General features: G+C 44.2%; 29 protein-coding genes and 1 riboswitch. Of the genes, 4 read left to right on the top strand and 25 right to left on the bottom strand.

Annotation, left to right across the window (positions count from 1 at the left end; genetic code table 11):
* Positions 1–103: 103 nt before the first annotated feature.
* Genes hemG through pepQ form a run of 4 tightly spaced genes read right to left on the bottom strand, consistent with a single transcriptional unit; the run spans position 104 to position 4,116 of the window.
* Complete coding sequence (gene hemG, locus FHQ30_RS03545; RefSeq protein ID WP_139610727.1) at positions 104–631, bottom strand: menaquinone-dependent protoporphyrinogen IX dehydrogenase; 528 nt, start codon at positions 629–631, stop codon at positions 104–106.
* A gap of 29 nt (positions 632–660) precedes the next feature.
* A complete protein-coding gene (locus tag FHQ30_RS03550; RefSeq protein WP_139610728.1) occupies positions 661–2,124 on the bottom strand; it encodes a TrkH family potassium uptake protein in 1,464 nt (487 codons plus the stop codon).
* A gap of 24 nt (positions 2,125–2,148) precedes the next feature.
* Complete coding sequence (locus tag FHQ30_RS03555; RefSeq protein WP_132964844.1) at positions 2,149–2,754, bottom strand: IMPACT family protein; 606 nt, start codon at positions 2,752–2,754, stop codon at positions 2,149–2,151.
* 30 nt (positions 2,755–2,784) lie between these two features.
* The gene (gene pepQ, locus FHQ30_RS03560; protein WP_139610729.1) at positions 2,785–4,116 is read right to left on the bottom strand and encodes a Xaa-Pro dipeptidase; all 1,332 of its coding nucleotides are present in this window, start codon (positions 4,114–4,116) and stop codon (positions 2,785–2,787) included.
* 68 nt (positions 4,117–4,184) lie between these two features.
* On the opposite strand from pepQ, the gene tusA reads away from it, so the two are divergent.
* Positions 4,185–4,427, top strand: coding sequence for a sulfurtransferase TusA (gene tusA / locus FHQ30_RS03565; protein ID WP_139610730.1), 243 nt, complete (start codon positions 4,185–4,187; stop codon positions 4,425–4,427).
* Here tusA and FHQ30_RS03570 read toward each other — a convergent pair.
* From FHQ30_RS03570 to ribB, 14 genes are all read right to left on the bottom strand, one after another.
* A complete protein-coding gene (locus tag FHQ30_RS03570; RefSeq protein ID WP_139610731.1) occupies positions 4,424–4,861 on the bottom strand; it encodes a GNAT family N-acetyltransferase in 438 nt (145 codons plus the stop codon). The two genes, tusA and FHQ30_RS03570, sit on opposite strands and share 4 nt — an antisense overlap.
* 62 nt (positions 4,862–4,923) lie before the next feature.
* A complete protein-coding gene (locus tag FHQ30_RS03575) occupies positions 4,924–5,565 on the bottom strand; it encodes a glutathione S-transferase family protein (RefSeq protein WP_139610732.1) in 642 nt (213 codons plus the stop codon).
* Positions 5,566–5,652: 87 nt separating this feature from the next.
* Positions 5,653–6,348 (bottom strand): helix-turn-helix transcriptional regulator, encoded by a 696-nt coding sequence (locus tag FHQ30_RS03580; RefSeq protein WP_139610733.1) that lies wholly within the window; start codon positions 6,346–6,348, stop codon positions 5,653–5,655.
* Between the two features lie 78 nt (positions 6,349–6,426).
* Positions 6,427–7,473, bottom strand: coding sequence for an extracellular solute-binding protein (locus FHQ30_RS03585; RefSeq protein ID WP_139610734.1), 1,047 nt, complete (start codon positions 7,471–7,473; stop codon positions 6,427–6,429).
* Between the two features lie 186 nt (positions 7,474–7,659).
* Positions 7,660–9,078 (bottom strand): L-fucose/L-arabinose isomerase family protein, encoded by a 1,419-nt coding sequence (locus FHQ30_RS03590; protein WP_139610735.1) that lies wholly within the window; start codon positions 9,076–9,078, stop codon positions 7,660–7,662.
* Positions 9,079–9,107: 29 nt separating this feature from the next.
* On the bottom strand, positions 9,108–10,583 hold the full coding sequence (locus FHQ30_RS03595) for an FGGY family carbohydrate kinase (protein WP_139610736.1): 1,476 nt from the start codon (positions 10,581–10,583) through the stop codon (positions 9,108–9,110).
* Between the two features lie 12 nt (positions 10,584–10,595).
* Complete coding sequence (locus FHQ30_RS03600; RefSeq protein WP_139610737.1) at positions 10,596–11,531, bottom strand: transketolase family protein; 936 nt, start codon at positions 11,529–11,531, stop codon at positions 10,596–10,598.
* Positions 11,524–12,354, bottom strand: a complete 831-nt coding sequence (locus FHQ30_RS03605; protein WP_139610738.1) for a transketolase — start codon at positions 12,352–12,354, stop codon at positions 11,524–11,526. Before FHQ30_RS03605 ends, FHQ30_RS03600 begins: the two co-directional genes overlap by 8 nt.
* 71 nt (positions 12,355–12,425) lie before the next feature.
* Positions 12,426–13,328, bottom strand: coding sequence for an ABC transporter permease (locus FHQ30_RS03610; protein WP_267963772.1), 903 nt, complete (start codon positions 13,326–13,328; stop codon positions 12,426–12,428).
* 152 nt (positions 13,329–13,480) lie between these two features.
* A complete protein-coding gene (locus FHQ30_RS03615) occupies positions 13,481–15,019 on the bottom strand; it encodes a sugar ABC transporter ATP-binding protein (RefSeq protein ID WP_139610740.1) in 1,539 nt (512 codons plus the stop codon).
* Positions 15,020–15,024: 5 nt separating this feature from the next.
* On the bottom strand, positions 15,025–15,609 hold the full coding sequence (locus FHQ30_RS03620; RefSeq protein ID WP_176552605.1) for a DUF2291 family protein: 585 nt from the start codon (positions 15,607–15,609) through the stop codon (positions 15,025–15,027).
* A 78-nt stretch (positions 15,610–15,687) separates the two neighbouring features.
* On the bottom strand, positions 15,688–16,626 hold the full coding sequence (locus FHQ30_RS03625) for a D-ribose ABC transporter substrate-binding protein (RefSeq protein WP_139610742.1): 939 nt from the start codon (positions 16,624–16,626) through the stop codon (positions 15,688–15,690).
* 235 nt (positions 16,627–16,861) lie between these two features.
* Positions 16,862–17,818, bottom strand: coding sequence for a sugar-binding transcriptional regulator (locus FHQ30_RS03630; RefSeq protein WP_139610743.1), 957 nt, complete (start codon positions 17,816–17,818; stop codon positions 16,862–16,864).
* A gap of 82 nt (positions 17,819–17,900) precedes the next feature.
* Entirely contained in the window at positions 17,901–18,545 is a 645-nt protein-coding gene (gene ribB, locus FHQ30_RS03635; protein ID WP_139610744.1) for a 3,4-dihydroxy-2-butanone-4-phosphate synthase, read from the bottom strand.
* Positions 18,546–18,673: 128 nt separating this feature from the next.
* A riboswitch (FMN riboswitch) is annotated at positions 18,674–18,836 on the bottom strand.
* 127 nt (positions 18,837–18,963) lie between these two features.
* Here ribB and ubiK point away from each other — a divergent pair.
* The 3 genes from ubiK to FHQ30_RS03650 are packed head-to-tail and all read left to right on the top strand — an operon-like array spanning position 18,964 to position 21,238.
* A complete protein-coding gene (gene ubiK / locus FHQ30_RS03640) occupies positions 18,964–19,254 on the top strand; it encodes a ubiquinone biosynthesis accessory factor UbiK (RefSeq protein ID WP_139610745.1) in 291 nt (96 codons plus the stop codon).
* Between the two features lie 26 nt (positions 19,255–19,280).
* Positions 19,281–20,549, top strand: a complete 1,269-nt coding sequence (nadR, locus tag FHQ30_RS03645) for a multifunctional transcriptional regulator/nicotinamide-nucleotide adenylyltransferase/ribosylnicotinamide kinase NadR (RefSeq protein WP_139610746.1) — start codon at positions 19,281–19,283, stop codon at positions 20,547–20,549.
* A gap of 2 nt (positions 20,550–20,551) precedes the next feature.
* A complete protein-coding gene (locus FHQ30_RS03650) occupies positions 20,552–21,238 on the top strand; it encodes a metallophosphoesterase family protein (RefSeq protein ID WP_139610747.1) in 687 nt (228 codons plus the stop codon).
* Positions 21,239–21,318: 80 nt separating this feature from the next.
* Here the strand turns inward: FHQ30_RS03650 and rplQ are convergent, their stop codons facing one another.
* From rplQ to secY, 7 genes are all read right to left on the bottom strand, one after another.
* Complete coding sequence (gene rplQ, locus FHQ30_RS03655) at positions 21,319–21,708, bottom strand: 50S ribosomal protein L17 (RefSeq protein WP_132964867.1); 390 nt, start codon at positions 21,706–21,708, stop codon at positions 21,319–21,321.
* A gap of 40 nt (positions 21,709–21,748) precedes the next feature.
* Positions 21,749–22,738, bottom strand: coding sequence for a DNA-directed RNA polymerase subunit alpha (locus FHQ30_RS03660; protein WP_132964869.1), 990 nt, complete (start codon positions 22,736–22,738; stop codon positions 21,749–21,751).
* Between the two features lie 28 nt (positions 22,739–22,766).
* Positions 22,767–23,387 carry a 30S ribosomal protein S4 gene (rpsD, locus tag FHQ30_RS03665; protein ID WP_132964871.1) on the bottom strand — a complete coding sequence of 207 codons (621 nt, stop codon included), beginning with the start codon at positions 23,385–23,387 and terminating at the stop codon, positions 22,767–22,769.
* A gap of 29 nt (positions 23,388–23,416) precedes the next feature.
* Complete coding sequence (gene rpsK, locus FHQ30_RS03670) at positions 23,417–23,806, bottom strand: 30S ribosomal protein S11 (protein WP_005701868.1); 390 nt, start codon at positions 23,804–23,806, stop codon at positions 23,417–23,419.
* Positions 23,807–23,821: 15 nt separating this feature from the next.
* Positions 23,822–24,178 carry a 30S ribosomal protein S13 gene (gene rpsM, locus FHQ30_RS03675; protein ID WP_132964873.1) on the bottom strand — a complete coding sequence of 119 codons (357 nt, stop codon included), beginning with the start codon at positions 24,176–24,178 and terminating at the stop codon, positions 23,822–23,824.
* A gap of 139 nt (positions 24,179–24,317) precedes the next feature.
* A complete protein-coding gene (rpmJ, locus tag FHQ30_RS03680; RefSeq protein ID WP_132964874.1) occupies positions 24,318–24,431 on the bottom strand; it encodes a 50S ribosomal protein L36 in 114 nt (37 codons plus the stop codon).
* Between the two features lie 29 nt (positions 24,432–24,460).
* A complete protein-coding gene (secY, locus tag FHQ30_RS03685) occupies positions 24,461–25,786 on the bottom strand; it encodes a preprotein translocase subunit SecY (protein WP_139610748.1) in 1,326 nt (441 codons plus the stop codon).
* Between the last annotated feature and the right edge of the window lie 6 nt (positions 25,787–25,792).

A 25,792-nucleotide genomic window follows, 5' to 3' on the forward strand; every position in this document is an offset into this window, starting at 1 on the left:
AGATATCGGATCACAGCACCACATCCTGCCCCCTCATCCTGATTTTTGCTTCTGAACGAAGCCAAAATCTGTCCTTCTCCCACAAGGGGCGAAAGGATTATTGCTATGATTTAAAATGCTGCGCAAACGCCGCCACCTTCGCCCAATCGGTATATTCCACTTCTTTGCTGGTGTCGGTTTCGCCACCGGTGATTTTCATAATCAAACGGATCATAAAACGATCAAAAAAACCATAACGTGGGTAACGTAACGCTCCGGCGAAAACCGCACTTTGGGTCGGATGCCAGTCGATGCGCTGCAACAATTTGCGTGTGTAGCCATTGGTTTCAGGGGTGTTTTTATCGGCTTTGCGCGCCGTGAGATTCACACTGTAGAATGCCGTTTTTTTACAATTTAACAACTCTGCATGGCGTGCGATATAAGGTTCTAAGGTTTTATTAAAATGTCCGTAACGAATTGAAGCACCGATAATGATCTGATCGTAGTGCGCCAAATTCTGCTGCTCTGCAACGCTGAGTGCGACTAAATTGACCTCCGCACTTTGATCTTGGTTTTGTATTTCAGTCGCTATAGCCTGTGCAATTTTTTGGGTTTGCCCTTCAACGGACGCATAAATAATCAAGGTTTTCATCAACAATAACCGCTCTTTTGTTTTTTCTGTTAGCTTTTCCAAAATGCCGGTGTGAACAACACCAGCAAGGTAAATACTTCCAACCGTCCGCAGATCATGGCGAAAGTCAGAATCCATTTTGCACTGTCGGGAATGGTAACGAAGTTGCTGCTGATACTGCCCAAGCCCGGTCCAAGATTGTTTAAACAAGCCACCACCGCATTAAACGCATCAAAACTCTCCACGCCGCAGGCAATCACCGCCAGCAGGCACAGAATAAAGATCAGCAGATAGGCAGAAAAAAACGCCCAAATCCCTTGAATAATCCGCTCCGATAGCACCCGATCGCCCAATTTGATCGGCTGTACGATATTCGGATGTACCAAACGGTTCATCTCACGCTTACCTTGCACAAACAATAACAATACCCGAATCACCTTCAAACCACCACCGGTCGAACCGGCACAGCCGCCGATAAACGAGGTCATTAATAACAACATCGGCAGAAACGACGGCCAGCTGTCAAATGAGGAAGTGGTGAAACCAGCCGTGGTTGAAATCGACACTGATTGCAGTAAAGCATGTTCCAGCGCCTCTTTGGTATCGGCAAAATGGCTGTGACTGACCAGGCTAACGGTGCAGATCGTCACCAAACTGAATTGAATAAATAAAAACGCTTTGAATTCAGGGTCAGTAAAATAGAGCCTAAAAATATTACTTTTTCCCAGTTCGGAATAAGCTGAAAAGTGCAGGGCAAAATTACAGCCGGAAATAAACAGAAAGACGGCGGAGATCACATTGATTAAACTGTTATTGAAATAGCCAAGACTGGCATCGTGGGTGGAGAAACCACCGATGGAAATGGTGGAAAAGCTATGGCTGACCGCATCGAACAGATCCATCCCCGCCAGCCAATACGCACATGCACAAAACAGAGTTAATGTGGAATAGATCACCCACAACGCTTTGGCGGTTTCAGCAATGCGCGGACGCATTTTTTGTTCTTTCAGCGGTCCTGGCATTTCGGCGCGATACAGCTGCATGCCGCCGATGCCCAATAACGGAATAATCGCCACTGCCAATACGATGATCCCCATTCCTCCCAGCCACTGCAACATTTGACGATAGAACAAAATCGCTTTCGGCAAGCTGTCCAAGCCGACAATCACCGTGGCACCGGTGGTGGTTAAGCCGGAAAAAGATTCGAAAAACGCATTCGCCACATTCAACTGCGGCGAGTCAAACAGTAAAAACGGCAACGCACCGACACTGCCCAGCACCACCCAAAATAGCACCACGATCAAAAAACCTTCACGCGAACGCAATTCTTGTTTGTGGGTGTGGGTTGACCACCACAATAGCGCCCCACTTGCCAATGTGATAAAAAAGGTTTTCACAAACGCACTGCCGCCACCGTCCGCATAGAGCAACGCAATCAACGCCGGCGCCAGCATGGTGAGCGAAAAGCACATCACTAAAATTCCGACAATGCGAATAATTGACTGTATATGCACGCTGTTTTCTCTTTTACTCTACTGTTAATTCGCTGTTAGGGTTAAGCTGCCGCCACTACGGTTATACAGCGCTTGGCTGAATTCAGCAAACTGCTCTTCATCGATTGCCAGCCGTAATTCAATCCGCTGTGCGAATTGCTGTTCGATAATCTCAACTTGATACTGTTTCACCAATTGCTGCACCAGCTTGATCTGTTCATAATCACAGCGGAGCGCAAAGGCTTGGCGTTCGATTTTTTCTAGGGTGTTGAGCAATTTCAACGCCTGTTGCACGCCATTGCCGTAGGCGCGCACCAAACCGCCGGTGCCAAGTTGAATGCCGCCGTAATAACGCACCACCACCGCACTTATCTCGCCAATGCCACTGCCGAGCAACACATTCAACATCGGCTTGCCTGCGGTGCCGGACGGCTCGCCGTCGTCGGAAAAACCCAACTGCTGCGAATCGTTTGGTCTGCCTGCTACGGCTGCCCAACAGTGATGACGAGCGTTCGGATGCTGCTGTTTCAGCTGCTGCCAAAACGCCTTCGCCTGTTCGATTCCCGACGTTGCTTGCAGATAGGTGATAAAACGGCTTTTTTTAATCTCTTCGCTAAACTCGACCGCACTTTCGGGGATTAAATAACGCATTGTTGCTGTTTCAACTCTGTTTGTAAAGCATTAGCCACCAAGTGCGGTCAACGCCTGTTGCGTCAGATTTTCTGCACCGCTTGCCCTGATCACAATATTATCTTCAGTGCGAATGCCACCATAGGCGCTAAAATGCTCGATTTTTTGCCAATTAAAACGGTTGCCAAGCGGGTGGTTACGCCACTGCTGCAACAACAGCGGAATAAAATACAGCCCCGGCTCGACCGTCAGCACCATATTCGGCGCTAAAGTGCGGGTGCAGCGCAAACTTGGATAAACGTCCGGTGGCGCTTTGTGGGTACCTCGTCGATTCTGCTGAAAGCCCGCCACATCATGCACCTGCAATCCTAAAAAATGTCCCAATCCGTGCGGAAAGAAACTGCGGTTAATCCCTTCTTCAAAAATTTGCTCCGCCGGCAACTGCACCAGCTCAAAATCCTGTAGCATCTGCGCAATCATCTGCTGCATCATGGTATGGTAACTCAGGTAATTATACCCCACTTGCATTTGTTCAATCAGTGCCAGCTTATTGTGTTCCAACACCCGAATCATTTCCGCAAATTCATCATGGGGATCAAGGCTGTAACTGCGGGTAATATCTGAAGCATAGCCCAAATGACTGGCACCGGCATCGAGTAAAAAACTCAAACGCTGCGCTGGATTTTGCTGTTGCAATGCAGTGTAATGCAGCACCGCACTATATTGGTTGATTGCCACGATATTGGCGTAGGGCACGTTCAAATCCGATTGTTGGCTGGCTTGCAGATACGCCAAGTTGATCTCAAATTCCGATTTCCCCTCGAAAAAAGCGGCTTGTGCTGCCTGATGCCCTTTTAGGGCGGCAAATTGCGCGTGGTATACACAGGCGATTTCATATTCGGTTTTGCTACTGCGTTGATAATGCAGATAATTTAGTGCTTTTTGCGGATTGATTTGACTAAAGCCCAGCGCCTCTGCCAACCGCACTTCTTCTCCCAAATACAAGCTATGTTGCGGATCACCAAGATAGGTTTTGATCTCATCAGCGTGTTTTAAAATCGTCCATTGAAATTCTTCTGTCCAGAACGCCTGCGGTGCAGGCTGGTGCAAATACCAATAATCATCAGGCTGATAGAAATACAAGTGCGGTTTGTTGACACCGTCCAGATATAGCCAACTGCCGCTGGCTTGCGGATGCGGCACAAAATAATTAAACAACGGATTGATTTTAAACGGTTTGGTCTGATCGTCCAAAAAATAGCACTGTTCCTGCCCGGCATAAATCCAAATCCCGTCGGCATGGTTGGTTTGCAAAATATCCTGCACCACAGGTTGCAGACTGCGCAAATGTTGTTGAAAAAGCGCCTGTTGCGAATTCGACATCAAAAACTCCTAAAATAAGGCTATCTGCGCTATTATATCGCCTAACACAAACAAATAAGTAAAAATTTATGAATCAAATTGAAATTAGTGAAACCTTAGACACCTTGGGATTGCGTTGTCCGGAACCGGTGATGTTGGTACGCAAAGCCATCCGCCATATGCGAGATGGCGAGGTGCTGTTAGTGATCGCTGATGACCCCGCAACCACCCGCGATATTCCGAGCTTTTGCCAATTTATGGATCACACTCTGCTGCACAGTGAAAGTGCGGTAGCGCCTTATCGGTATTGGGTACAGAAGGGAAAAAACTAAAGTCGTTTCTCCATCATATGATGCGGCACGCCTTCTTCTTCGTAGCCGTCGCCATAGACCTGATAACCGCACTTTTGATAAAACGCAATTGCCGAATCCTGTGCCCCTAGAATCGCTCGTCGGCTACCATACCCTTTCACTCGCTTTTCCATCTCTAACATCAAACGCTCGCCCAGTTTTTTACCGCGCTGCGATGGTAATACCGCAATCCGTTGTAATTTATACACGCCCTCGGCATACGGATAAATCCGCGCGGTTGCCAGTGCTTGGTTGTCAGCGCTGTAAAGCGTCAGGTATTCACATTGTGCTTCGAGTTCATCAATTTCAATCTCAATGGAGAAACCCTGTTCTTCCACAAAAACACGTTTGCGAATCTGCAAGCCGTCCAAATAAACCGGATCTTGTAATGAGTTTGTCCAATGGGCGTGGATCATAGTGGCTCCTGAAATGACAAAGTGCGGTCAGACCGCACTTTAGATTGAATAAGAATATCAATTTACCCGTTCACACTGATTTCGGCAAACAGATCATCATCAATTTTTGTTGCACGGGCATAGCTTGCTCGGGCTTGTTGGCGGGCGATGTAGTCGGTGAAAACCGGTTTGGCTTCGATGACCTTGACCGCATGAATCCCGAAATCCAATACTTCGGCAAGGTATAAATCGGCGGCGCTAAAACGGTTGCCACACAAAAAGTCATGTTGTTGCAAAGTTTGCTCGAGGGTATTCAAACACAACGGCAAATTGCCGTAACCCAATGCGGTACGGTCACTCTCTTTCGGTTGCAGTTGCAACGCAACTTCCATCATCGCCGCTTCTAGCGGAGCAGCGGCAAAAAACAACCAGCGGTAATAGACGCCGCGCTGTGGATCATTCAGCGCCGGTGCTAAGCCTTTTTCTGGAAACGCATCGGCAAGATAAGCGCAGATCGCCGCACATTCGGTGATCACCGTATCGCCGTGCTTCAACGCCGGCACTTTGCCCATCGGGTTGATCGCCAGATAATCAGCGGCTTTCATGGCACCGCTGAAATCGGAAAAGACCACGCTTTCATAAGGTACGCCAATCTCTTCCAGCATCCAGCGGGCGGTTCGTCCACGCGACATCGGGTGGGTGTATAAGGTTAGTGATGACATCATAATCTCCTTTCATTCAATGATTGTTTGGCTGCAAGCTCAATATAACCGAAGCGCATGACAGTTTTTGTCAGCAGTGTTTAAGGTCTGTTAGCCACGAGTGCAGTCACCCAAGGTTTTCTGCCAGCGCTGCAACAGCAAAGTGCGATCCGGTTGGTATTGTTCATCACTCAATTCAATTGCAAGAATCCGATCGGGACGGAAATGACGAAATGCTTGGCGCAATTCACACCAAGCGGTAACCAGTTGCGCCTGTTCGAAAAAACCGATGGCAAACGGATAAATGATACGTTGCGAAGACTGTTGTTTTTCATCACGGTAGGTGAGTTTCACTTTCAGTTGTTGCTGAATCGCATGGCGCAATTTGATAAAAATGCCATCCAAAAACGTTGCCGGATTGTTGCTGCTGGCAATAAACAGTGCGCTGTTTTGCAACTGTTGTGATAAGTGCGGTGGCAATAAGGCTGAAATTTTACTCAAGCCGTTTTCAGCCGCTTGACTCAGTTCGCTGTCGGCATAGCGTTTGACCCAACGCATGCCCAGCACTAACGCTTCGATTTCACTTTCTGTCAACATCAGTTTCGACAGTTCAAACTCTTTGCGCAGCAGATAACCGATACCTGCCTCGCCTTCAATATTGGCGCCTTGTGCACGCAAACTGTCGATATCCCGATACAGCGTGCGCAAACTGATATTCAGCCTTTGCGCCAACACCGTTCCTTGCAGGGGATATTTATGCCCTCTCAAGATTTGCAGCAAGGTAAATAAGCGCTCACTTTTTGACATCCGATTTCCTTATGCCGACTAACCATCTACCAACTAAAACAAAAGTGCGGTCAACTTTTGTCTGACCGCACTTGAGATTTACTTCGCTACTTTCAACTGCTGATAGTAATTTTCGTAGATAATCGCGGCATCGCCGACATCATCTTGCCAGTAGCTTTTTTGCAGGATTTCCGCCGGTGGATACAACGAGCTATCGTTGACCATTTCCGCCGGCAGCAATTTTTGTGCTTCCAGATTCGGGGTCGGATAGCCGATTTCCAACGCCAACTCTTTTGCCACTTCGGCGCTGAGCAAATAGTTGATCAGCTTATGTGCGCCATCCGGATTTTTTGAAGTGGTTGGAATGGCTAGGGTATCCACCCATAACACCGGGCCTTCTTTTGGCCACAACAGATCGATTGGCGCACCGTCTTTGCGTGCGATATATGCCGAGCCGTTCCACAGCATGCCCAGATCCACTTCGCCGGCAACAAACGCATTCGCCGGATTATCCGAGCTGAACGCTAGTACATTCGGACGTAATTTAAGCAACTCTTCATAGGCTTGTTTGATCACCGCCGGATCGGTGGTGTTCGGATCCTGTCCCAATTTCAACAACGCAATATTAAAAATCTCGCGCGCATCGTCAAGCAACTGGAGCTGATCTTTATATTCCGGCTTCCACAAATCGCCCCAAGAGCTGATTTTGCTCGAATCTACCACATCACGATTATAGGCAATGCCCGGCGCCCCGAGAATTTGCGGCAGTGAATATTGGTTATTCGGGTCGTAAGGTTTGTTCAGCAAATTCGGATCTAACTCTTTTAACACCGGTAACTTACTGTGATCCAACGGCATCAGCATGCCTTCTTTACGCATTTTGGAAACGAAATAGTTAGACGGTGCAATCACGTCATAACCGCCGTTTTTACCCAAGGTTTTCAGGCGGGCATACATGGTTTCATTCGATTCCAAACTGGAAACAATCACTTTAATCCCGGTTTCTTTGGTGAAGTTATCCAATAACCCACTCGGCACATACTCAGTCCAAGTGTAAAGATAAACCGTGTCGTTATCTGCTTTCGCTGCATTGCTGACAGCAAACAGCATGGTTGCGGCAGTAAAAAGAGCCGAAAGTTTTTTCATTGTTTGGTTCCTTAAGATTTAGGTACGATAAAAAATCACGATAGCATTATTATAGTAAAAGAAGAACCACTATGTATAGTGTAAGCTTCGCCCGTTATCTGACAAAACATCATTGCTGGCAAACGTAATGAATAAAAAAGCAAGAAACCATCGGCGTCTTGCTTTTTTCAATTTTAATACAGAGAGTTATTTATGATAATAACACTCTACTCCGAGATATTTAGTAAATACTTCATACAATACTTTTGCCGAAGAGGAATGGTTCATCGCGACATGATGCTCGAAGCCATTGTTGCAAATATAGGCAAGCAGTTCCTCCAAACCTTTTACCTGAATAACCGCTCGGCATCCGACCGTCTCTAATTCATCATCAACAAATTTCCCCTCGCCGACATACGCTTTTACTTTGCCGCTGAAGTCATCGGTTGAAAGCCGGAAATAAGTGAGTGGTCCTGCTTTCATACGCCCATTAATTGCACCGCAGGTATTCTCACAACCTACGGTGGTGCCGATGATATCCGCAGTGCTCATAAACGGATTATCCAACTCCTCGGTTGCATAGTTGCCACAATGAAACATCACGCATTTGTCACGCTCTTCGCCGAAGTTGTTGTTCCAGTCCGCGATGGAGGCGGGTTTCATTGACGCGATGGAGAGCGCATACATTGACAAGGCGCCCATTACATCGACTTCGCAAGCGCTTGGCATGAGTTGACCCGACATCACGCTCATGATTGAACACACATTGATGCCTAACGTATCTTGCAATGAAGTCCAACATTGGATCGCGGTGGTATCAATCCCGTTTTCAATAATCCAGTTACTGATAACAACAAATAATTTCGCCATCATATGTAATTTTTCTTGCGGAATCGCCGAGGCATCGGCATTTGCTTTCAATAATTCCAATTTTTCGGCAATCCGTAAATCATCATCGCGTAATCGATTAACGCCGGCAAAAATTTCCGATAAATCAATCGTCTCGACTGAAATACCTAAACGCTCTAATAATTTTTCGCTGTAACGAACCGTATTGAAGCCCGCAGGTCTTGCACCGATGGCACCAACTCGGCAGCCGCGCAGGGCTTTAACCACGCGACAGACAGAAACAAATGAAAGCAGATCTTGTTTGAAAATATCACTGCTCAGCGCACAGGTATGTTGAGTGGTTAAAGTAAAAGGAATATCAAACTGGCGTAGGTTATTACACAGGGAAATTTTTCCACAAAAACTATCACGACGGGTCGCCAATCCCATTTTATCCAAATTGTCATCTTCCGCTTGCACTAATACCGGCACATTCAAACCGGATAAACGAATCGCCTGCGATAGTGCTTTTTCATCACCGAAATTCGGTAATAAAATCACGATTCCGGCAATTTCATCACGATGTTGTTTTAACATTTGCGCTGCAATTTTTGCATCCTGATAGGTTTCAATGCCACCGTAGTTCGTTTGCTCTTCGGTTAGCATCACCGTGTTAATACCAAGTTCATCAAAAATACGTACCGCTTCTCGTTTGGCATCACCAACCAAGTAACTTGGGAAGAAACCGCGATTACCGATAAGCACCGCTAATGTCATTTTATCTAATGATTTTTTCATAATAATTCACTCCTTTCGTACTACTTAAATTAATTGAATCTTGCTTTTTGTACCGCACTTTGCCAAGCCTGATAGTTTTGTTCAATTCTGTCTGATTTCGGATTTGGCAGAATCGTATGGGTTTTATGCGGTAATGCCAAAAGATCGGCATAGGTTTTCCACCAACCTAATGCCCTACCCGCCAAATATGCCGCGCCTAGCGCCGAAACTTCGGCAACATCGCCACAAACAATCGGTCGTTGCAACACATCGGCTTGCAGCTGCATTAACCAACGGTTTTTAGTCGGCCCGCCATCGACGGACAGTGTTTCTAATGGTTTGCCTAAGGTTTTTTCCATAGCAAAAAAGAGATCGGCAATTTGATAGGTAACCGATTCAAACGCAGCGCGGGCAACGACTGCCGGTGTTGTCGCATCGGTTAATCCGGTAATAATGCCGCGTGCTTGCGAATCCCAATACGGTGCGCCCAGTCCGGCAAGTGCCGGTACAAAATAAACACCTTGATTATGATTCACGGATTGAGCCATTTCACTCAGTACATCAACACCTGAAATGCCCAATAAACGTGTAACAAAACCCAGTGCGGATCCCGTGTGGGTAATATTCCCTTCCAGCGCTATGCTTAATTCCCCGTCATGCCATGCGACCGTGGTGCCGACACCAAAATCTTTCTCCGGCACAAACGATGATTTGGTCATTAAGGAACTCCCCGTGCCATAGGTCGCCTTGACCACACCATCAACAAAACCATCTTGCCCATAAAGTGCGGCATGAGAATCCCCAATTTGCGACAATACCGGAATAGCATCGGGCAAAACGCCACTATCTTTAGTCACTCCGCGATAACCGCTTGAAGGCCGAATTTCAGGCAAGCATTGCTCGGGAATCGCAAAGATTTCAAGTAAACGCGCATCCCATTGCCCGGTATGGATATTGAACAGTTGATAGCGCGAAGCATTGGAAAAGTCTGTGACAAACGACTCACCTGCTGTTAATTGCCACACCAACCAAACATCAATGGTTCCCACACAAAGCTCACCACTTTTCGCCCGCTCCATGCCGTTTTCAAGATGATTCAGTAACCATTTAATTTTTGAAGCCGGATATAATGGGTCTAAAACCGCGCCCGTCCGTTGCTTGATTTCGTCCGCTTCCAGGGAGAATGCAATCGTTTGGCAAAGCGCCTCGCTACGACGGCATTGCCAACTGACAACCGGAGATAACGGTTTGCCAGTCTGTCTATCCCAGATCAGTACCGATTCCCGCTGATTACTGATAGCAACACCTTTCAAATCAGATACATCCAACCCCTCTAAACAAAGCATGATGGCTTTCCGAGTCGCTTCCCAAATGGCTATCGGATCTTGTTCTGCCCAGCCTGCCACAGGATGTTCTAACTGTACGGGAACACTACCTTTCGATAAAATATCGCCGTCTTGCGCCACCGTAATCGCTTTCGCATTCGTTGTTCCCTCGTCAAGCGAGACAATAAAAGGTGTTGCCATTGCGTTATCTCCTTAACTGAACGCAGATACTCGGTTCACAATACTTTCCGCATCAATGCCATGATATTTGCGCATTGCTTTGCGCTCCGCCCCCAACGCATATTCGCCATCGGCGATACCTAGGCGGATTAGCCTAATCGCAACACCGTGTTCGGCAATCACTTCGGCAACCAAACTCCCAAGACCGCCATTGACATTGTGCTCTTCTACCGTAATCACATATTGACTGTCTTTCAGCTCATTAAAAAGTGCGGTCGTGTCACAAGGACGAATTGACGGCACATTAATCACGGTTACATTAATGCTTCTTTCTTCCAACAGTGCTGCTGCCGTCACAATTTCATGTACGGTTGAACCCATTGCAACCAAGGCAACTTTTTCACCTTTTTTCAATACATCAATCTTGCCCGGTACAAATCGGTAGCGTTCATCATGAATTTCAGGAAGCTCTTTGCCGTCTAAACGAATATAAACCGGCCCAATATGACCAATGGCATAATCAATAATTTGACGGCACTCTAATGGACTGGATGGGGCGAAAATTTGAATATTACCAAAACCCCGCATCACGCTAATATCGTCAATACTGTGATGAGAGCTGGCAAGAGGTCCATAACTTGCCCCGGAATTCAATCCGAACAATTTAACATTGGTGTTGTTATAGCAGATATCCACTTTTACCTGTTCGTTAGCCCGGGAAATTAAGAACGGCGCGGCATTGCAAGTTACGGCGACTTTTCCGCCTAACGCCAACCCCGCGGCACTGCCCACTAACGTTTGCTCTGCAATCCCCACGTTGACCAAACGCTCAGGAAAGGCTTTGATGAACGGTGCTATTTTTGCCGTAGAAGTGGAATCCGCAACCACCGGCACCAGATCCACGCCGTTATTCACTGCGTTGATAAAACGCTCGACCATAATATTGGCTAAATGCTCTGCATTACTCATCTTTTAACTCCTCTAACGCTAATTCGACTTCATCACCTTTTGGAACTCTGTGATGCCATTCCGGTTTCCCTTGAATAAAGGAAATACCGGCACCTTTGATGGTATTGGCAATCACGACGTGCGGTTTGCCATTCAGTTTTAAATTTTCCAGTGTTTCGACTATAGAACGAACATTATTGCCTTCGCATTCATGCACTTCCATACCAAACGCTTTCCATTTCTCATCTAGCGGATCGGTACAAAGAATATCTTTGGTATAACCGGCAAGTTGCAGATTATTTTTGTCATTAATGATGATCAAGTTATCCAGTTTATATTGCGCTGCTACCATTGCCGCTTCCCAATTGCTTCCTTCCCCTAACTCACCATCACCGGTTAAGACATAAATTTTACGTCGACTTCCCGATTTTTTAGCCGCAATTGCCAGACCAACCGCAACGGGTAGTCCATGCCCTAAAGCTCCTGTGTTAAGTTCGACACCGGGCGTTTTTTGACGCACCGGATGACCGGGCAACTTGGAATCTGCATGCTGATAAGTTGCTAGCCATGATTCGGGAAAATAACCGGCTTCCGCAAGGCAGCAGTAGTAACCACCGGCACCATGTCCTTTCGATTGAATATAAATATCCCGTTCCGGATTTTTTAAGTCCGCTGGCGAGCAATTTAACACTCGGAAATAGAGCGAGGCTAAAATCTCCACTTGGGATAAATCAGCGCCTGTATGCCCGCCGGCCGGACTATTCGCATTCAATACAACAATTTTCCGCCGTATCGCTTTCGCTTTTTTGGTTATTTCATCGTATGACAGTTTATATGGATTCATCTCTTTCTCCTTATATATTCATAATTGAATATATATTCCAATTAATTTAAAAAATTTTGCGCCCTGCATAATCACACTTTTTGTGACGCAACGGCAGCTTTGTACTGTAATTTGTTTTGTAACTGATCAATCACAACCGCAACAATAATGACGATTCCCTTAATTACCATTTGCCAAAATTCACTCACGCCCATCATGACTAAACCATCCGCCAAAATACCGATGACGAATGCACCGATTAACGTTCCGCCAATCGTACCCCGCCCTCCGGCAAGTGATGTTCCGCCAAGCACAACGGCCGCAATCGCATTCATTTCAAAAGCATTGCCGGTTGCCGGGTGGCTGGCAACCAATTGTGAGGTCACAACGATACCCGCCAATGCCGCGCAAACCCCTGAAATCACATACACCCAAACTTTGGTGTTATTCACTTTAATACCGGATAGTTCTGCCGCCCTTTCATTGTCACCAATCGCATAAATATGCCGTCCAAAAGGGAGTTTTTTCGCAATATAAGCAATCACCCCGGCAACAATAAACATCAGCCAAATCGAATACGGAATACCCAATAGCGTTCCGGCGCCAATCACCTCAAAGCCGGTATTGCCTAATTGGGGATTGCCGGATAACCCCGGGAATGTTTCGCCGTTAGAAGTTAACATTGCCGCACCACGGATAATATACATGGTGCCCAGCGTACAAATGAAAGGCGCAACATTATAGCGGGTGATAATAAAACCATTAACCGCACCGATTGCGCCGCCGAGCAAAATCACCAGCGGAACGATTACCCAAACGCTCGGAAAAATAGCGACCCCAAACAGCGGAAGGACGATTCCTTTGGAAATAAGGTAACCGGCAACCATCCCGCACAATCCTAAAATTGCCCCGATAGATAAATCGATGCCGGCCGTAATAATCACGAATGTAATACCTAATGCAAGTAAGGCATTGATAGATATGTGTTTAATCATAATAATCACGCTGGCAGGATTAAGAAATCCATCAACGGTCACTGCAAAAAAAGCTAAGATAGCAAATAACGCAATAAATGTTCTGAGCTTTAAAATAAGTAGCATAATATTATTGGATGAACCTGCTTTTGACATAACGTACCTCATTAACCTTAATTATTAAAAACCGTATAACATTCTTTAGAACTAGCTACGACTAAGCTGGTTTCATCGGTTTCACTTCGTAATACATCTGCGGTTAGTTTACCGTTTGACATCACTAAAATTCGGTCGGAAACCGCCATAATTTCTTTTAAATCAGATGTGGAGAATAAAATGCCGATACCCTGCTGCGATAACTTCACCATCATTTCGAATACATCGGCTTTTGCACCGATGTCAATTCCTCGGGTCGGTTCGTCTAATAACAGCACCTTAGGCTCCGTCAATAAAGAACGCCCGATCACCACTTTTTGTTGATTGCCGCCGCTTAACGCTTGAATTTCGACGGCAGGAGACGAAACCTTAATTGATAGTTCATTAATTGTAGAATCAATCGCCTTTTTCTCATCATCATCTGAGATAGCAAAATTCTTTTTTAAACGTTTCCATAAGCTCGACATCGTCAGATTATCGCCGACGGAGGTGATAGGAAAAATGCCGGAACGTTTTCGATCCTCCGGTACTAATCCAAGCCCCATTTTGATACGATTTGTGGTTGAGATATTCGAATTAATAATGGCACCGTTCAATGAAAAGCGACCGGAATATTGCGATTGTCCTAACAAACATTCAAATAATTCTGTGCGGCCAGCCCCCATCAAACCATATATTCCGACTATTTCCCCGGCACGCAATGAAAATGAGACGTCATTTACTAAGGTATTTTCTGATTCATTAATGTAGGTAATATGTTCGGCCTCAAGAATTTTAGGGCCAAAAGTGCGGTTTGGCGGTAAAAAATCAGTAACCGGATCACTACCTAACATCTCTCTTACAATCCAAGGAACGTCAATATCTTTTACCATCGCTTCGGCTTGAAACTTTCCATCACGTAAAATAGTAATGCAGGTTCCTATTTCCATTAATTCTTCCAGACGATGAGAAATATAGATAATAGAAACGCCCTGCGAGGTTAATTCGCGAATAACATTAAATAAAATTTGCACTTCCGTTTTACTTAATGCTGAGGTCGGTTCATCTAAAATCAGAATATCGATTTTACCGACTAATGCTTTGGCAATTTCAATTAATTGTTTTTGGCCGACTTTTAAGTTTGAAACGATTTCTTTAGGATCAATATCTTGTTTGAGGCGTTTTAATGCTTCTTTCGTGATTTGGTACTGTTCTTCATTATTAATCGGAGAAAGACCGGATTGAATTTCTCGCCCGAGAAAAATGTTTTCCATAACACTTAAATTCTCCGCCAAGTTCAGTTCCTGATGAACCATGCCGATTCCATGTTCTGCGGCGCTACGCGTGCTTGTAATAGCCACTTTCTCGTTATTAATATAGAGATTGCCTTCCGTCGGCTGTTGTACGCCAGCCAAGATTTTCATCAGTGTCGATTTGCCCGCGCCATTTTCACCGATAATCACATTTACTGCGCCACGATAAACATTATAATTAACATCATCCAGCGCTTTAGTACCCGGAAACACCATTGAAATATTTTCAGCGTGCATTACAACATCTTTATCTTCAGTTGCCATAAAACTCACCTTTTATCAATTTCTAACGGAATGATATCTTGGACTTGATTATTTTTAATCGTCACTGCGGCTAACACCGTCACATCACTGCCCACCCAGCTTGCATCCGGTTTGGCAATACCTTCCACCGCTTTCTTATTGAGTGCTTTCGAAAATTGGGCGAACTGGACTTGATTTTTAAATTGATCAAAATTAACTAATTTTGTTGCATCACGCACGGAATTACCACGCAAGATATCGCCAATCTGTACGGTTAATACCGTATCACCCACTTTAACGTTAAAATCCGTTATTCTTGATTTTTCTTCAATACTCTCAACTACGCCTGAAAATCGCACAAAATGGCTACGATCATTGGTTGCTTTATCCAAAGCCTCCCAATCCACCGCCGCTGTTTTGCCTTCTGCAAAAATGCCATCCCAAACCCTAATCACAATTTCGCCTGGTTGCATATTTTTTAAAGAGTTCGCTTCCTCTTCAGTCATAGGAATGATCGGCTTTCCGGCACTATCCAATGGAACAACTTCACATCCGACAAAAAACAAACAGCTGAACAAAATTGCTATCCTAGAAGTCCATCGTTTATACATACAATACATCTGCGCCCCCTCTATTTATTCTGGGTACTCTGCAATTCAGAGTACCCAACTCTATCTAGCAATTGAAAATTATTGACTCAAGGCAAATTTATTCAGTTGTCTTGCATTAGCAGCGTCAATCAAAATACAATCCATCAATTGTTTTTCATCTTTTCCGGTACTACCGGTTCTAATGTAAGCATCTGCTTGTACTACGGCTTCCTGCGCTTGATCCCAAGCAGGTTGCAATACTGTCGCTTTAATATTTCCATTTGCCAAAATGGAATCACGCACATAATCACTACCATCAAATCCGACGACAATCACATCATTCCGCCCAGCGGCTTTTAAGGCGGCTTCCGCACCTAATGCCATAGTGTCATTGCCTGAAATGACGCCTTTAATATTAGGGTTAGCTTGTAAAATGGATTCCATACGGGTAAAGGCTTCCGTTTGGCTCCAGTTTGCTGTTTGTTGGGCAACCATTTTCATATCCGGATAATCATCAATGATGTCATGAAAACCTTGGGAGCGGACCGAGGCATTGGTATCCGATTCACGCCCTAATAATTCGACATACAGGCCTTTTTCGCCCATCAATTCAACAAATTTCTGTGCGCCAAGCTGAGCACCTTGATAGTTATTCGATACGATCTGAGAAACTGCAACGCCCGTTTTATTGATCTCACGATCAATTAAGAAAGCAGGCACACCGGCAGCTTTCGCTTTTTCTAAAGCTCCGATGGTTACATCAGAACCTGCATTATCCAGGATAATAGCCTTGGCTTTTCGGGCAACTGCGGTTGAGATAAGTTGATCTTGTTTATTCGCATCATCATCATGGGAAGCGACCAGTGTTGTGTAACCTAACTCTTCCGCCTTTTGTTTTGCCCCATCAGCCTCCGCTTTAAAGAAAGGATTGTCATGGGACGGTGTAATAATCGCAATCAACCCATTATCAGCGAAAGCAAAACTTGACATAGCCAGTGATAATGCCAATACGCTTGATTTGAAAAATTTAGTTGTCATGTCATTCTCCTTAATATTGGTTTTATTACCTTGAATATATATTCATGTGTGATTATATATTTATAAAGAGAATAGGTAATTTTATATGACTTGTCTAAAGCCAATGTTCAAAAGTTAGAGACAAATCACATTTTATTTATATGGAGTATAGATAGGATAAAGAGACTGGGTAAAAGGTAAGATATAAATATCCTTTTTAAACAAAAGATTATCGGCTTATAGTTCTTAGTAAAAGTTAATCCTTCAACAAGGTCTGTGCCGTTTTATAATCGGTAATCAATACATCAATGTAATGACCTCTTAGGGCACCTTTGATTGCACTCACTTTTGCACTACCACCGGCCAGAGCAATAACCCTCTGGCATTTTTGGATAAGTTCTAGATTCATTCCAATCATCGGATCTTCATTCTCTGCCAATACCGGTATTCCATGCTGATCATAATAGTGTAAACAAATATCACCGACAGCCCCCTTTTTGGCTAATAATTGCAGAATATCAGAATTATAATGCAACCCGGACCATCTTAATAAAGAGGACGGTTCCAATGTACCAATTCCGACCAAAGCAACATCTACTTTAGGAAACATATCAATCACATCAGAAACTTCGCTAATTGCCAATTGCTGTTGCTTATATGATACATCACCAACGGCACTGACCACATTCTGTGAAGGAAGTAAATAAGAAGGACAATTCAATTTTTTCGCTAACTCATACGTGAGAAAATTAGCCTGAACATTTCGGTTGAGACCGACGCCGCCCAGCAACTGAACAACCCCTTGTGCTTTCACACTTAAAGGCGGCATATTATCAACCATAGATTTTATCGTGCTACTCCAGGCGGAAACACCAACCAACTCATTAGGTTGTAACGTAACTTGTAAATAATAAGCCGCAGCCGAACCGATGGTGTTTTTTATTTTTTCGTCATCATCACTGTCCGCATCAACCACAATGGCATTTGAGATACCAAACTTTGTTTGCAGCTCTTGTTCTAGCTGTAAAAAAATATTCGCGGGAGGAATAACATTAATTTGGACAATACCTTCCGTTATACATTTAGTCAGTGCCCGTGACACAAATGATTGAGAGATATTTAACCGTTCAGATATTTCTTTTTGTTTTAAATTATCTACATAGTATAAAGTTGCAATTCGAGCTAAAAGTCGTTTTTCATCCAAAATAGACATGCGGCGTCCTTCAATAATAAAAATGGCAGTACATAGATTATGTGCCGCCATTAATGATAAATGAATTTTTTATGAAAGAAAATTAGCAATGGTGATTTTGTCGATAACTGACTAAATCTTCAATCGTCACAATCGCATAACCTTCTCTTTTTACAAATTCAATTAATTCCGGTGTTCTCGCCATTGTGCCATCATCATTGGTGATTTCGCAAATCACACCTGCCGGCCGATAACCAGATAAGCGAGCTAAATCCACGGCAGCTTCAGTATGGCCATTTCTTTCCAATACACCATTATCCGCAGCTCTTAATGGAAATACATGTCCAGGACGATGTAAATCTGCTGGAACCGCACTTGGATTGATTGCTGCTTTGATGGTGGTGACACGATCCGCTGCCGAAACGCCGGTGGATACGCCTTGTGCCGCTTCAATCGTGACAGTGAAGGCGGTTTTATTCACGCTGGTATTGGTCGCTACCATTGCCGGTAACTCCAATTTTTGACATAGTTCATCAGTAATACACAGACAGACGATCCCACTACCGTAGCGGATCAGTTTTGCCATCTGTTCGGTAGTAATAGTTTCCGCCGGAAAAATCAGATCGCCCTCATTTTCACGACTTTCGTCGTCTAACACTAAAACGCCGTTGCCTTGTTTAAAGGCATCAATTGCGGTCAGAACACGTTGATGGCTGTCGCCAAATTGGGTGAGTAATGACTGACTCATAGTAATTTCCTTTAATGAAGATAAATAAGTTAAATACCAGAATCAGGGCAATGGAAGACTGTTAAAACAGCAATAAAGTGCGGTTTGAATACAGCAAAAGCTAACGCCGCCGAAACGATTAGCAGCGTTCGCATTCTCTACCATCCAGACTGTCACTGTCGGCTTCGGATTTACACCGAATCTGCTAGACCTTGCACACAGAGTACAAGCGCTCGTGGGCTTAAGGCAAGTTGCAAAAACAACCGCACTTTTACCACCGGTGGGGAATTACACCCCGCCCTGAGAATTGCGTGCTTATTATAGCGGAAAAAATCCTGCTGCCCAGTCTGTTGATGCAAAAAAGTTTCCCTTTAATCAGCCCATTTCGTACAATAGATGCTACATTTATTAATAATTCAATCTGAAGATGGAGCACTGTATGCTAAATCCTAAAAAACTGGAACAATTTGCCCAGCAAATTCATGATGCCTTGCCGCAAGGGGTGAAAAATTTTGGCGGTGATATGGAAGCTAAAGTAAAACAGGTTATCCAAGCACAATTAGCAAAACTAGATGTGGTGACGCGCGAAGACTTTGAGGTGCAAACTCAGGTGCTGATTCGTACCCGTGAAAAACTCGGTGCATTAGAGCAACGTTTACAAGAGTTGGAAAGCAAATTGTTGAGCGACGAAGCCCAAAGTGCGGTTGATAGCACGCAATCTACAGAATAACAATTACCTTTTTATCCGGGAGCAGAATCATGACATTTGCCTACTTGCAGCAAAAACGAAAACAGCTGAATTTGAAAGTCACCGAAGTTTGCGAACAGGCAGGTGTTACGCGCGCTTACTTTAATCAACTGGTGAGCGGCAAAATCAAAAATCCAAGTGCGATTAAACTGCAAGCGCTGCATAAAGTGTTGAATATTACTGAACTCGAAGATAAAAAAATCGGCGTGATTTTTGGCAAGTTTTATCCGGTGCACACCGGGCATATCAATATGATTTATGAAGCGTTCAGTAAAGTCGATGAAATTCATGTGGTGGTGTGTACCGAAAGTGAGCGTGATCTCAAGCTGTTTTACGACAGCAAAATGAAAAAAATGCCGACCGCACAAGATCGCTTACGCTGGATGCAGCAGATTTTTAAATATCAGCAAAAACATATTTTTATCCACCATTTGGTTGAAGACGGTCTGCCGAGCTATCCAAACGGTTGGGAAGCATGGGCAGCACGGGTTAAACAACTTTTACAGGATAAAAACGTAACCCCGACCACTGTCTTTAGCAGTGAGCCACAAGACAAAGCGCCGTATGAAAAATATTTAGGCTTGCAAGTCAGTTTGGTTGATCCGGAACGTAAATTTTTCAACGTATCCGCCACCAAAATCCGTAATCACCCGTTTCATTACTGGAAATTTATCCCGAAAGAGGTGCGCCCGTTTTTTACCAAAACCATCACCATACTGGGCGGTGAAAGCAGTGGCAAAAGTGTATTGGTGAATAAACTGGCGACGGTATTCAACACCACTTCCGCATGGGAATATGGACGTGAATATGTGTTTGAGCAATTGGGAGGGGACGAACAAGCGATGCAGTTTTCTGATTATCCGCTAATGGCTATCGGGCATTTGCGCTATGTCGATTATGCGGTGCGCCATGCCCATAAAATTGCCTTGGTTGATACCGATTTTATTACCACTCAGGCATTTTGTATTCAATATGAAGGCAAAGCACATCCGTTTTTAGATTCGATGATTAAAGAATATCCGTTTGATATTACTATTTTATTGTCTAACAACACCAAATGGGTCGATGACGGTTTGCGCAGCCTCGGCGATCATAAATCGCGCCAACGCTTTCAGGAGCTGTTAAAAAAATTATTGGAAAAATACAAAGTGCCCTATATTGAAATTGAATCACCAAGTTATTTGGAACGCTATAACGCTGCCAAAGAGATAGTCGAGAAAATTCTGAATGAAGAAGATTTGCCGGGCTTGCAACTAGACAGCAGCAGGGAGCCCTAGCCATGTTGTTATTTGCCGGCGATCCCCATGGCAGCTATGAACATCTTTTTCCTTTTTTACAACAGCAGGAAGAGCGGATTGCATTGATTATCTTAGGTGATCTTCAATTAAGCGATTGCAATATCTTAGAAAAACTGTCGCAATATTGCGAGCTATGGTTTATTCACGGCAATCACGACAGCAAAACCGTTGCGGCTTTTCAAGCCCTGTGGGGAACCGAATGGAAAACCCGCAACTTGCACGGACGGGTTGTAGAGATTCAAGGGGTTAAAATTGCTGGATTAGGCGGAGTGTTTCGTGGACAAATCTGGATGCCGCCGAATAAACCACTGTTTTTTGATCCAATTCATTTTTGCCAATATTGTCCGCAAGATAGAATTTGGCAAGGCGGGCTACCACTACGCCACCGCACTTCGATCTTTTTATCTGATATTGAACAACTTGAACAGCAACAAGCGGATATCCTGATTTGCCATGAAGCCCCGAAACCGCACCCATCCGGTTTTCAAGTGATTAATACGCTTGCTGAAAAAATGGGAATAAAAAAGATTTTCCACGGTCATCATCATGAGAATTTTGACTATAGCCCATTTGCCAACCGCACTTGCTATCAAATTTTTAATATCGGCTTTCGTAGTTTAGCGACTATTGAGGGACAATATTTGCTACAGGGGGTTGATGATCGGTAAATTTGTTGTTTGTCTCATTGAATAGCGAGTACAAAAAAAGCTCACCAATCGGTGAGCTTTTATACTTGAATCAATAATGATTATTCCGCAACTGCTACTTCTTCAGTAACTTCAGGACGATCAACCAACTCAATGTAAGCCATTGGTGCGTTGTCACCTGCACGGAAACCACATTTCAAAATACGGGTGTAACCACCGGCACGTTGAGCGAAACGTGGACCTAATTCATTAAATAATTTCGCAACGATTTCGTTGTCACGAGTACGAGCAAAAGCTAAACGGCGGTTTGCAACGCTGTCTGCTTTAGCTAAAGTAATTAACGGCTCAACTACACGACGTAATTCTTTCGCTTTAGGTAAAGTTGTCTTGATGATCTCATGACGAACTAAAGAACCTGCCATATTGCGGAACATCGCTTGACGATGACTGCTATTACGGTTTAGTTGACGACCACTCTTACGATGGCGCATGACCTTATCCTTCTCAGAAAAATCTTAATCCATACCGGAATTAGTCTTCGGCAATACTTGCCGGAGGCCAATTCTCAAGGCGCATACCCAGTGATAGCCCGCGTGAAGCCAACACATCTTTAATTTCAGTAAGTGATTTCTTACCAAGATTAGGTGTTTTCAATAACTCCACTTCAGTGCGTTGGACTAAATCACCGATATAGTGAATTGTTTCTGCTTTCAAACAGTTAGCAGAACGAACTGTCAACTCTAAATCGTCCACAGGACGCAGAAGAATCGGATCGAACTCCGGTTTTTCTTCTTTAATTTCAGGTTGACGGATATCACGCAAATCAACGAATGCATCAAGTTGCTCTGCTAGAATTGTTGCTGCACGACGAATGGCTTCTTCCGGATCGATAGTGCCGTTGGTTTCCATTTCGATAACCAATTTATCCAAATCGGTACGTTGTTCTACACGGGCAGCTTCCACATTATAAGAAATGCGATCTACCGGGCTGTAACAAGCGTCAACCAACAGGCGACCAATCGGACGATCTTCGTCTTGAACATGTTTACGCGCAGAAGCCGGGACATAGCCACGACCACGCTGTACGCGAATTCGCATATTAATAGATGCGTTTGCATCCGTCAAATGACAAATCACATGTTCAGGATTAACAATCTCTACATCCCCATCATGGGTGATATCGCCAGCAACAACAGGTCCGATTCCAGATTTGCTCAGAGTCAGGAACACATCGTCCTTATTCTGTACTTTAACCGCTAGACCTTTTAAGTTTAGAAGCACTTCCAGAATATCTTCTTGAACGCCTTCTTTGCTGCTGTATTCATGTAATACACCGTCAATTTCTACCTCAGTCACGCCGCAACCCGGCATGGAAGACAACAGAATACGACGCAAAGCATTACCTAATGTGTGGCCGAAACCACGTTCTAACGGTTCTAAGGTCACTTTAGCATGAGTCGGGCTTACTTGCTCGATATCAACTAAATGTGGCTTTAAAAATTCTGTCACAGAACCCTGCATTTTATCCTCTCTTTGCTTCTAAGCTCTATTATTTAGAATAAAGCTCAACGATCAGATGTTCGTTAATGTCTGCTGATAAATCAGAACGTTCAGGAGTACGTTTGAATACGCCTTCCATTTTAGCAGCATCAACTTCTAACCATGTTGGTTTTTCTCTTTGCTCTGCCAATTCTAATGATGCTTTGATACGTGCTTGTTTTTTCGATTTTTCACGCACGGCAACAACATCTTCAACAGAAACTTGGAACGATGGAATATTAACCACACGACCATTAACAACAATCGCTTTATGGCTCACTAATTGGCGAGCTTCAGCACGAGTTGCTGCAAATCCCATACGGTAAACAACATTATCCAAACGACCTTCTAATAATACCAATAAGTTTTCACCGGTATTACCTTTTAAGCGGTTAGCTTCTTTGTAGTAATTACGGAATTGACGTTCTAAAATACCGTACATACGGCGAACTTTTTGTTTCTCACGTAATTGACTACCGTAATCAGACAAACGCGCCTTACGGGCACCATGTTGACCAGGTGCGGTATCTAATTTACATTTTGATTCAATCGCACGGACACCGGACTTAAGGAATAAGTCAGTACCTTCACGACGGCTTAGCTTGAGTTTAGGACCCAAATATCTTGCCATTTTCTTTCTCCAACTATCCTATTACGCCACTAAACACGGCGTTTTTTCGGTGGACGACAACCGTTATGAGGAATCGGAGTCACATCAGTAATGTTGGTGATGCGGAAACCCGCAGCATTCAACGCACGAATTGTTGACTCACGACCAGGACCTGGTCCTTTTACCATAACTTCCAAATTTTTCAAACCGAACTCTTTAACAACTTCGGCACAACGCTCAGCAGCAACCTGTGCAGCAAACGGAGTGGATTTACGCGAACCGCGGAAACCTGAACCACCGGCTGTTGCCCAAGCCAGAGCGTTACCTTGACGGTCTGTAATGGTAACGATTGTGTTATTGAAAGATGCATGGATATGCGCCACGCCATCTACGACTTGTTTTTTTACACGTTTACGTGCACGAACTGGTGTTTTAGCCATTATCATTTACCCCGATTATTTCTTGATCGGCTTACGAGGACCCTTACGGGTACGCGCATTAGTTTTAGTACGTTGACCATGTACCGGTAAACTACGACGATGACGTAAACCACGGTAACATCCTAAGTCTAACAGACGTTTGATGTTTAAAGTCACTTCACGGCGTAAATCACCTTCAACGGTAAATTTACCAACTTCGTCACGCAGAATATCAATCTGCTCTTCAGACAATTCTCTGATCTTTACATCTTCGGCAATACCGGCAGCAGCACAAATGGCTTTTGAACGGGTTTTACCGATTCCATAAATTGCGGTCAATGCAATTACAGTATGTTTGTGATCAGGAATGTTAATGCCTGCAATACGGGCCACTATGCACTCCTATTTACTTAAAGTTAATTGATATACTGATCTTGAAAAGCCCGTTTCAGGATACTCAAACAGTATATCAAGGACGAAATGAGCTGAGCAGTATAACTGCTCAGCTTGTTCATTGCAAGGAAAATTGAGATTAACCTTGACGTTGCTTATGTCTCGGATCACTGCAAATCACACGGACAATACCTTCACGTTTGATAATTTTGCAGTTACGACACATTTTTTTTACGGAAGCACGAACTTTCATTGCTTTTCCCTTTTATCTCAATGGGCTGATTACTGCCCGAACCCTTTAAGGTTTGCTTTCTTCAGCGCAGATTCATATTGAGTAGACATCAAGTGACTTTGAACCTGTGCGATGAAATCCATAATTACTACAACAACGATCAGAAGCGATGTTCCACCGAAATAGAACTGCACATTCCAAGCCGAAGTCATAATGTAAGGCACTAAACAAACAAACGTGATATATAATGCACCGATCAATGTCAAACGAGTCATAATCTTATCAATATAACGCGATGTTTGTTCACCTGGTCTGATACCCGGAATAAATGCACCGGATCTTTTCAGATTATCCGCAGTATCTCTTGGGTTATATTGCATTGCCGTGTAAAAGAAACTGAAGAAAATAATTGCTACCGCATAGAGCACCAAATAAATCGGTTGTCCCGGTGCTAATAACAATGATAAATTCGACAACCACTCCATATTGGCACCTTGTCCAAACCACTGGGTTAAAGTAGCAGGGAACAAAATGATACTTGAAGCAAAAATAGCCGGGATAACCCCTGCCATATTGACTTTAAGTGGTAGATGCGAACTTTGTGCAGCTAACATATGACGCCCTTGTTGGCGTTTGGCATAGTTAACCACAATCCTTCTTTGTCCTCTTTCTACAAAGATAACAAAATAAGTTACAGCAAAGACAATAACTGCAATCAACAATAACACCAGTACATTCATTTGTCCTTGGCGCGCCTGCTCAATGGTATGACCAATGGCAGAAGGCAAGCCAGCGACAATACCCGCAAAGATAATTAAAGAGATACCATTTCCGATGCCGCGTTCAGTAATCTGTTCGCCTAACCACATCAAGAACATCGTTCCGGTGACAAGACTGACGACTGCAGTTACATAAAAGCCCAAACCAAGGTTTGGAACTAATCCGGGGATCATATTTGGTAATCCGGTTGAAATACCAATCGCCTGAATCGTAGCTAATACCAACGTTGAATAACGAGTGTATTTGCTGATTTTGCGACGACCGGCTTCACCTTCTTTCTTTAATTCTGCTAATGCAGGGTGTACCGCAGTTAATAGTTGGATAATGATCGACGCCGAAATATACGGCATGATCCCCAACGCAAAGACTGAAGCACGACTCAAGGCACCACCGGAAAACATGTTAAACATGTCAATGATGGTTCCTTGTTGTTGATTGATCAACTGAGCTAATACAGCGGCATCAATACCAGGAACCGGAATAAATGAACCTATCCGAAAAACAATTAATGCTCCTAACAGAAACAGTAATCTTCTTTTAAGCTCACCCGTACCACCTTGGGTACTTTTTGCTTGATAACCTGGTTGTTTTGCCATTGATTA

It is taken from the genome of Testudinibacter sp. 'clade 2', assembly GCF_006227735.1.
Lineage (GTDB): Bacteria > Pseudomonadota > Gammaproteobacteria > Enterobacterales > Pasteurellaceae > Chelonobacter.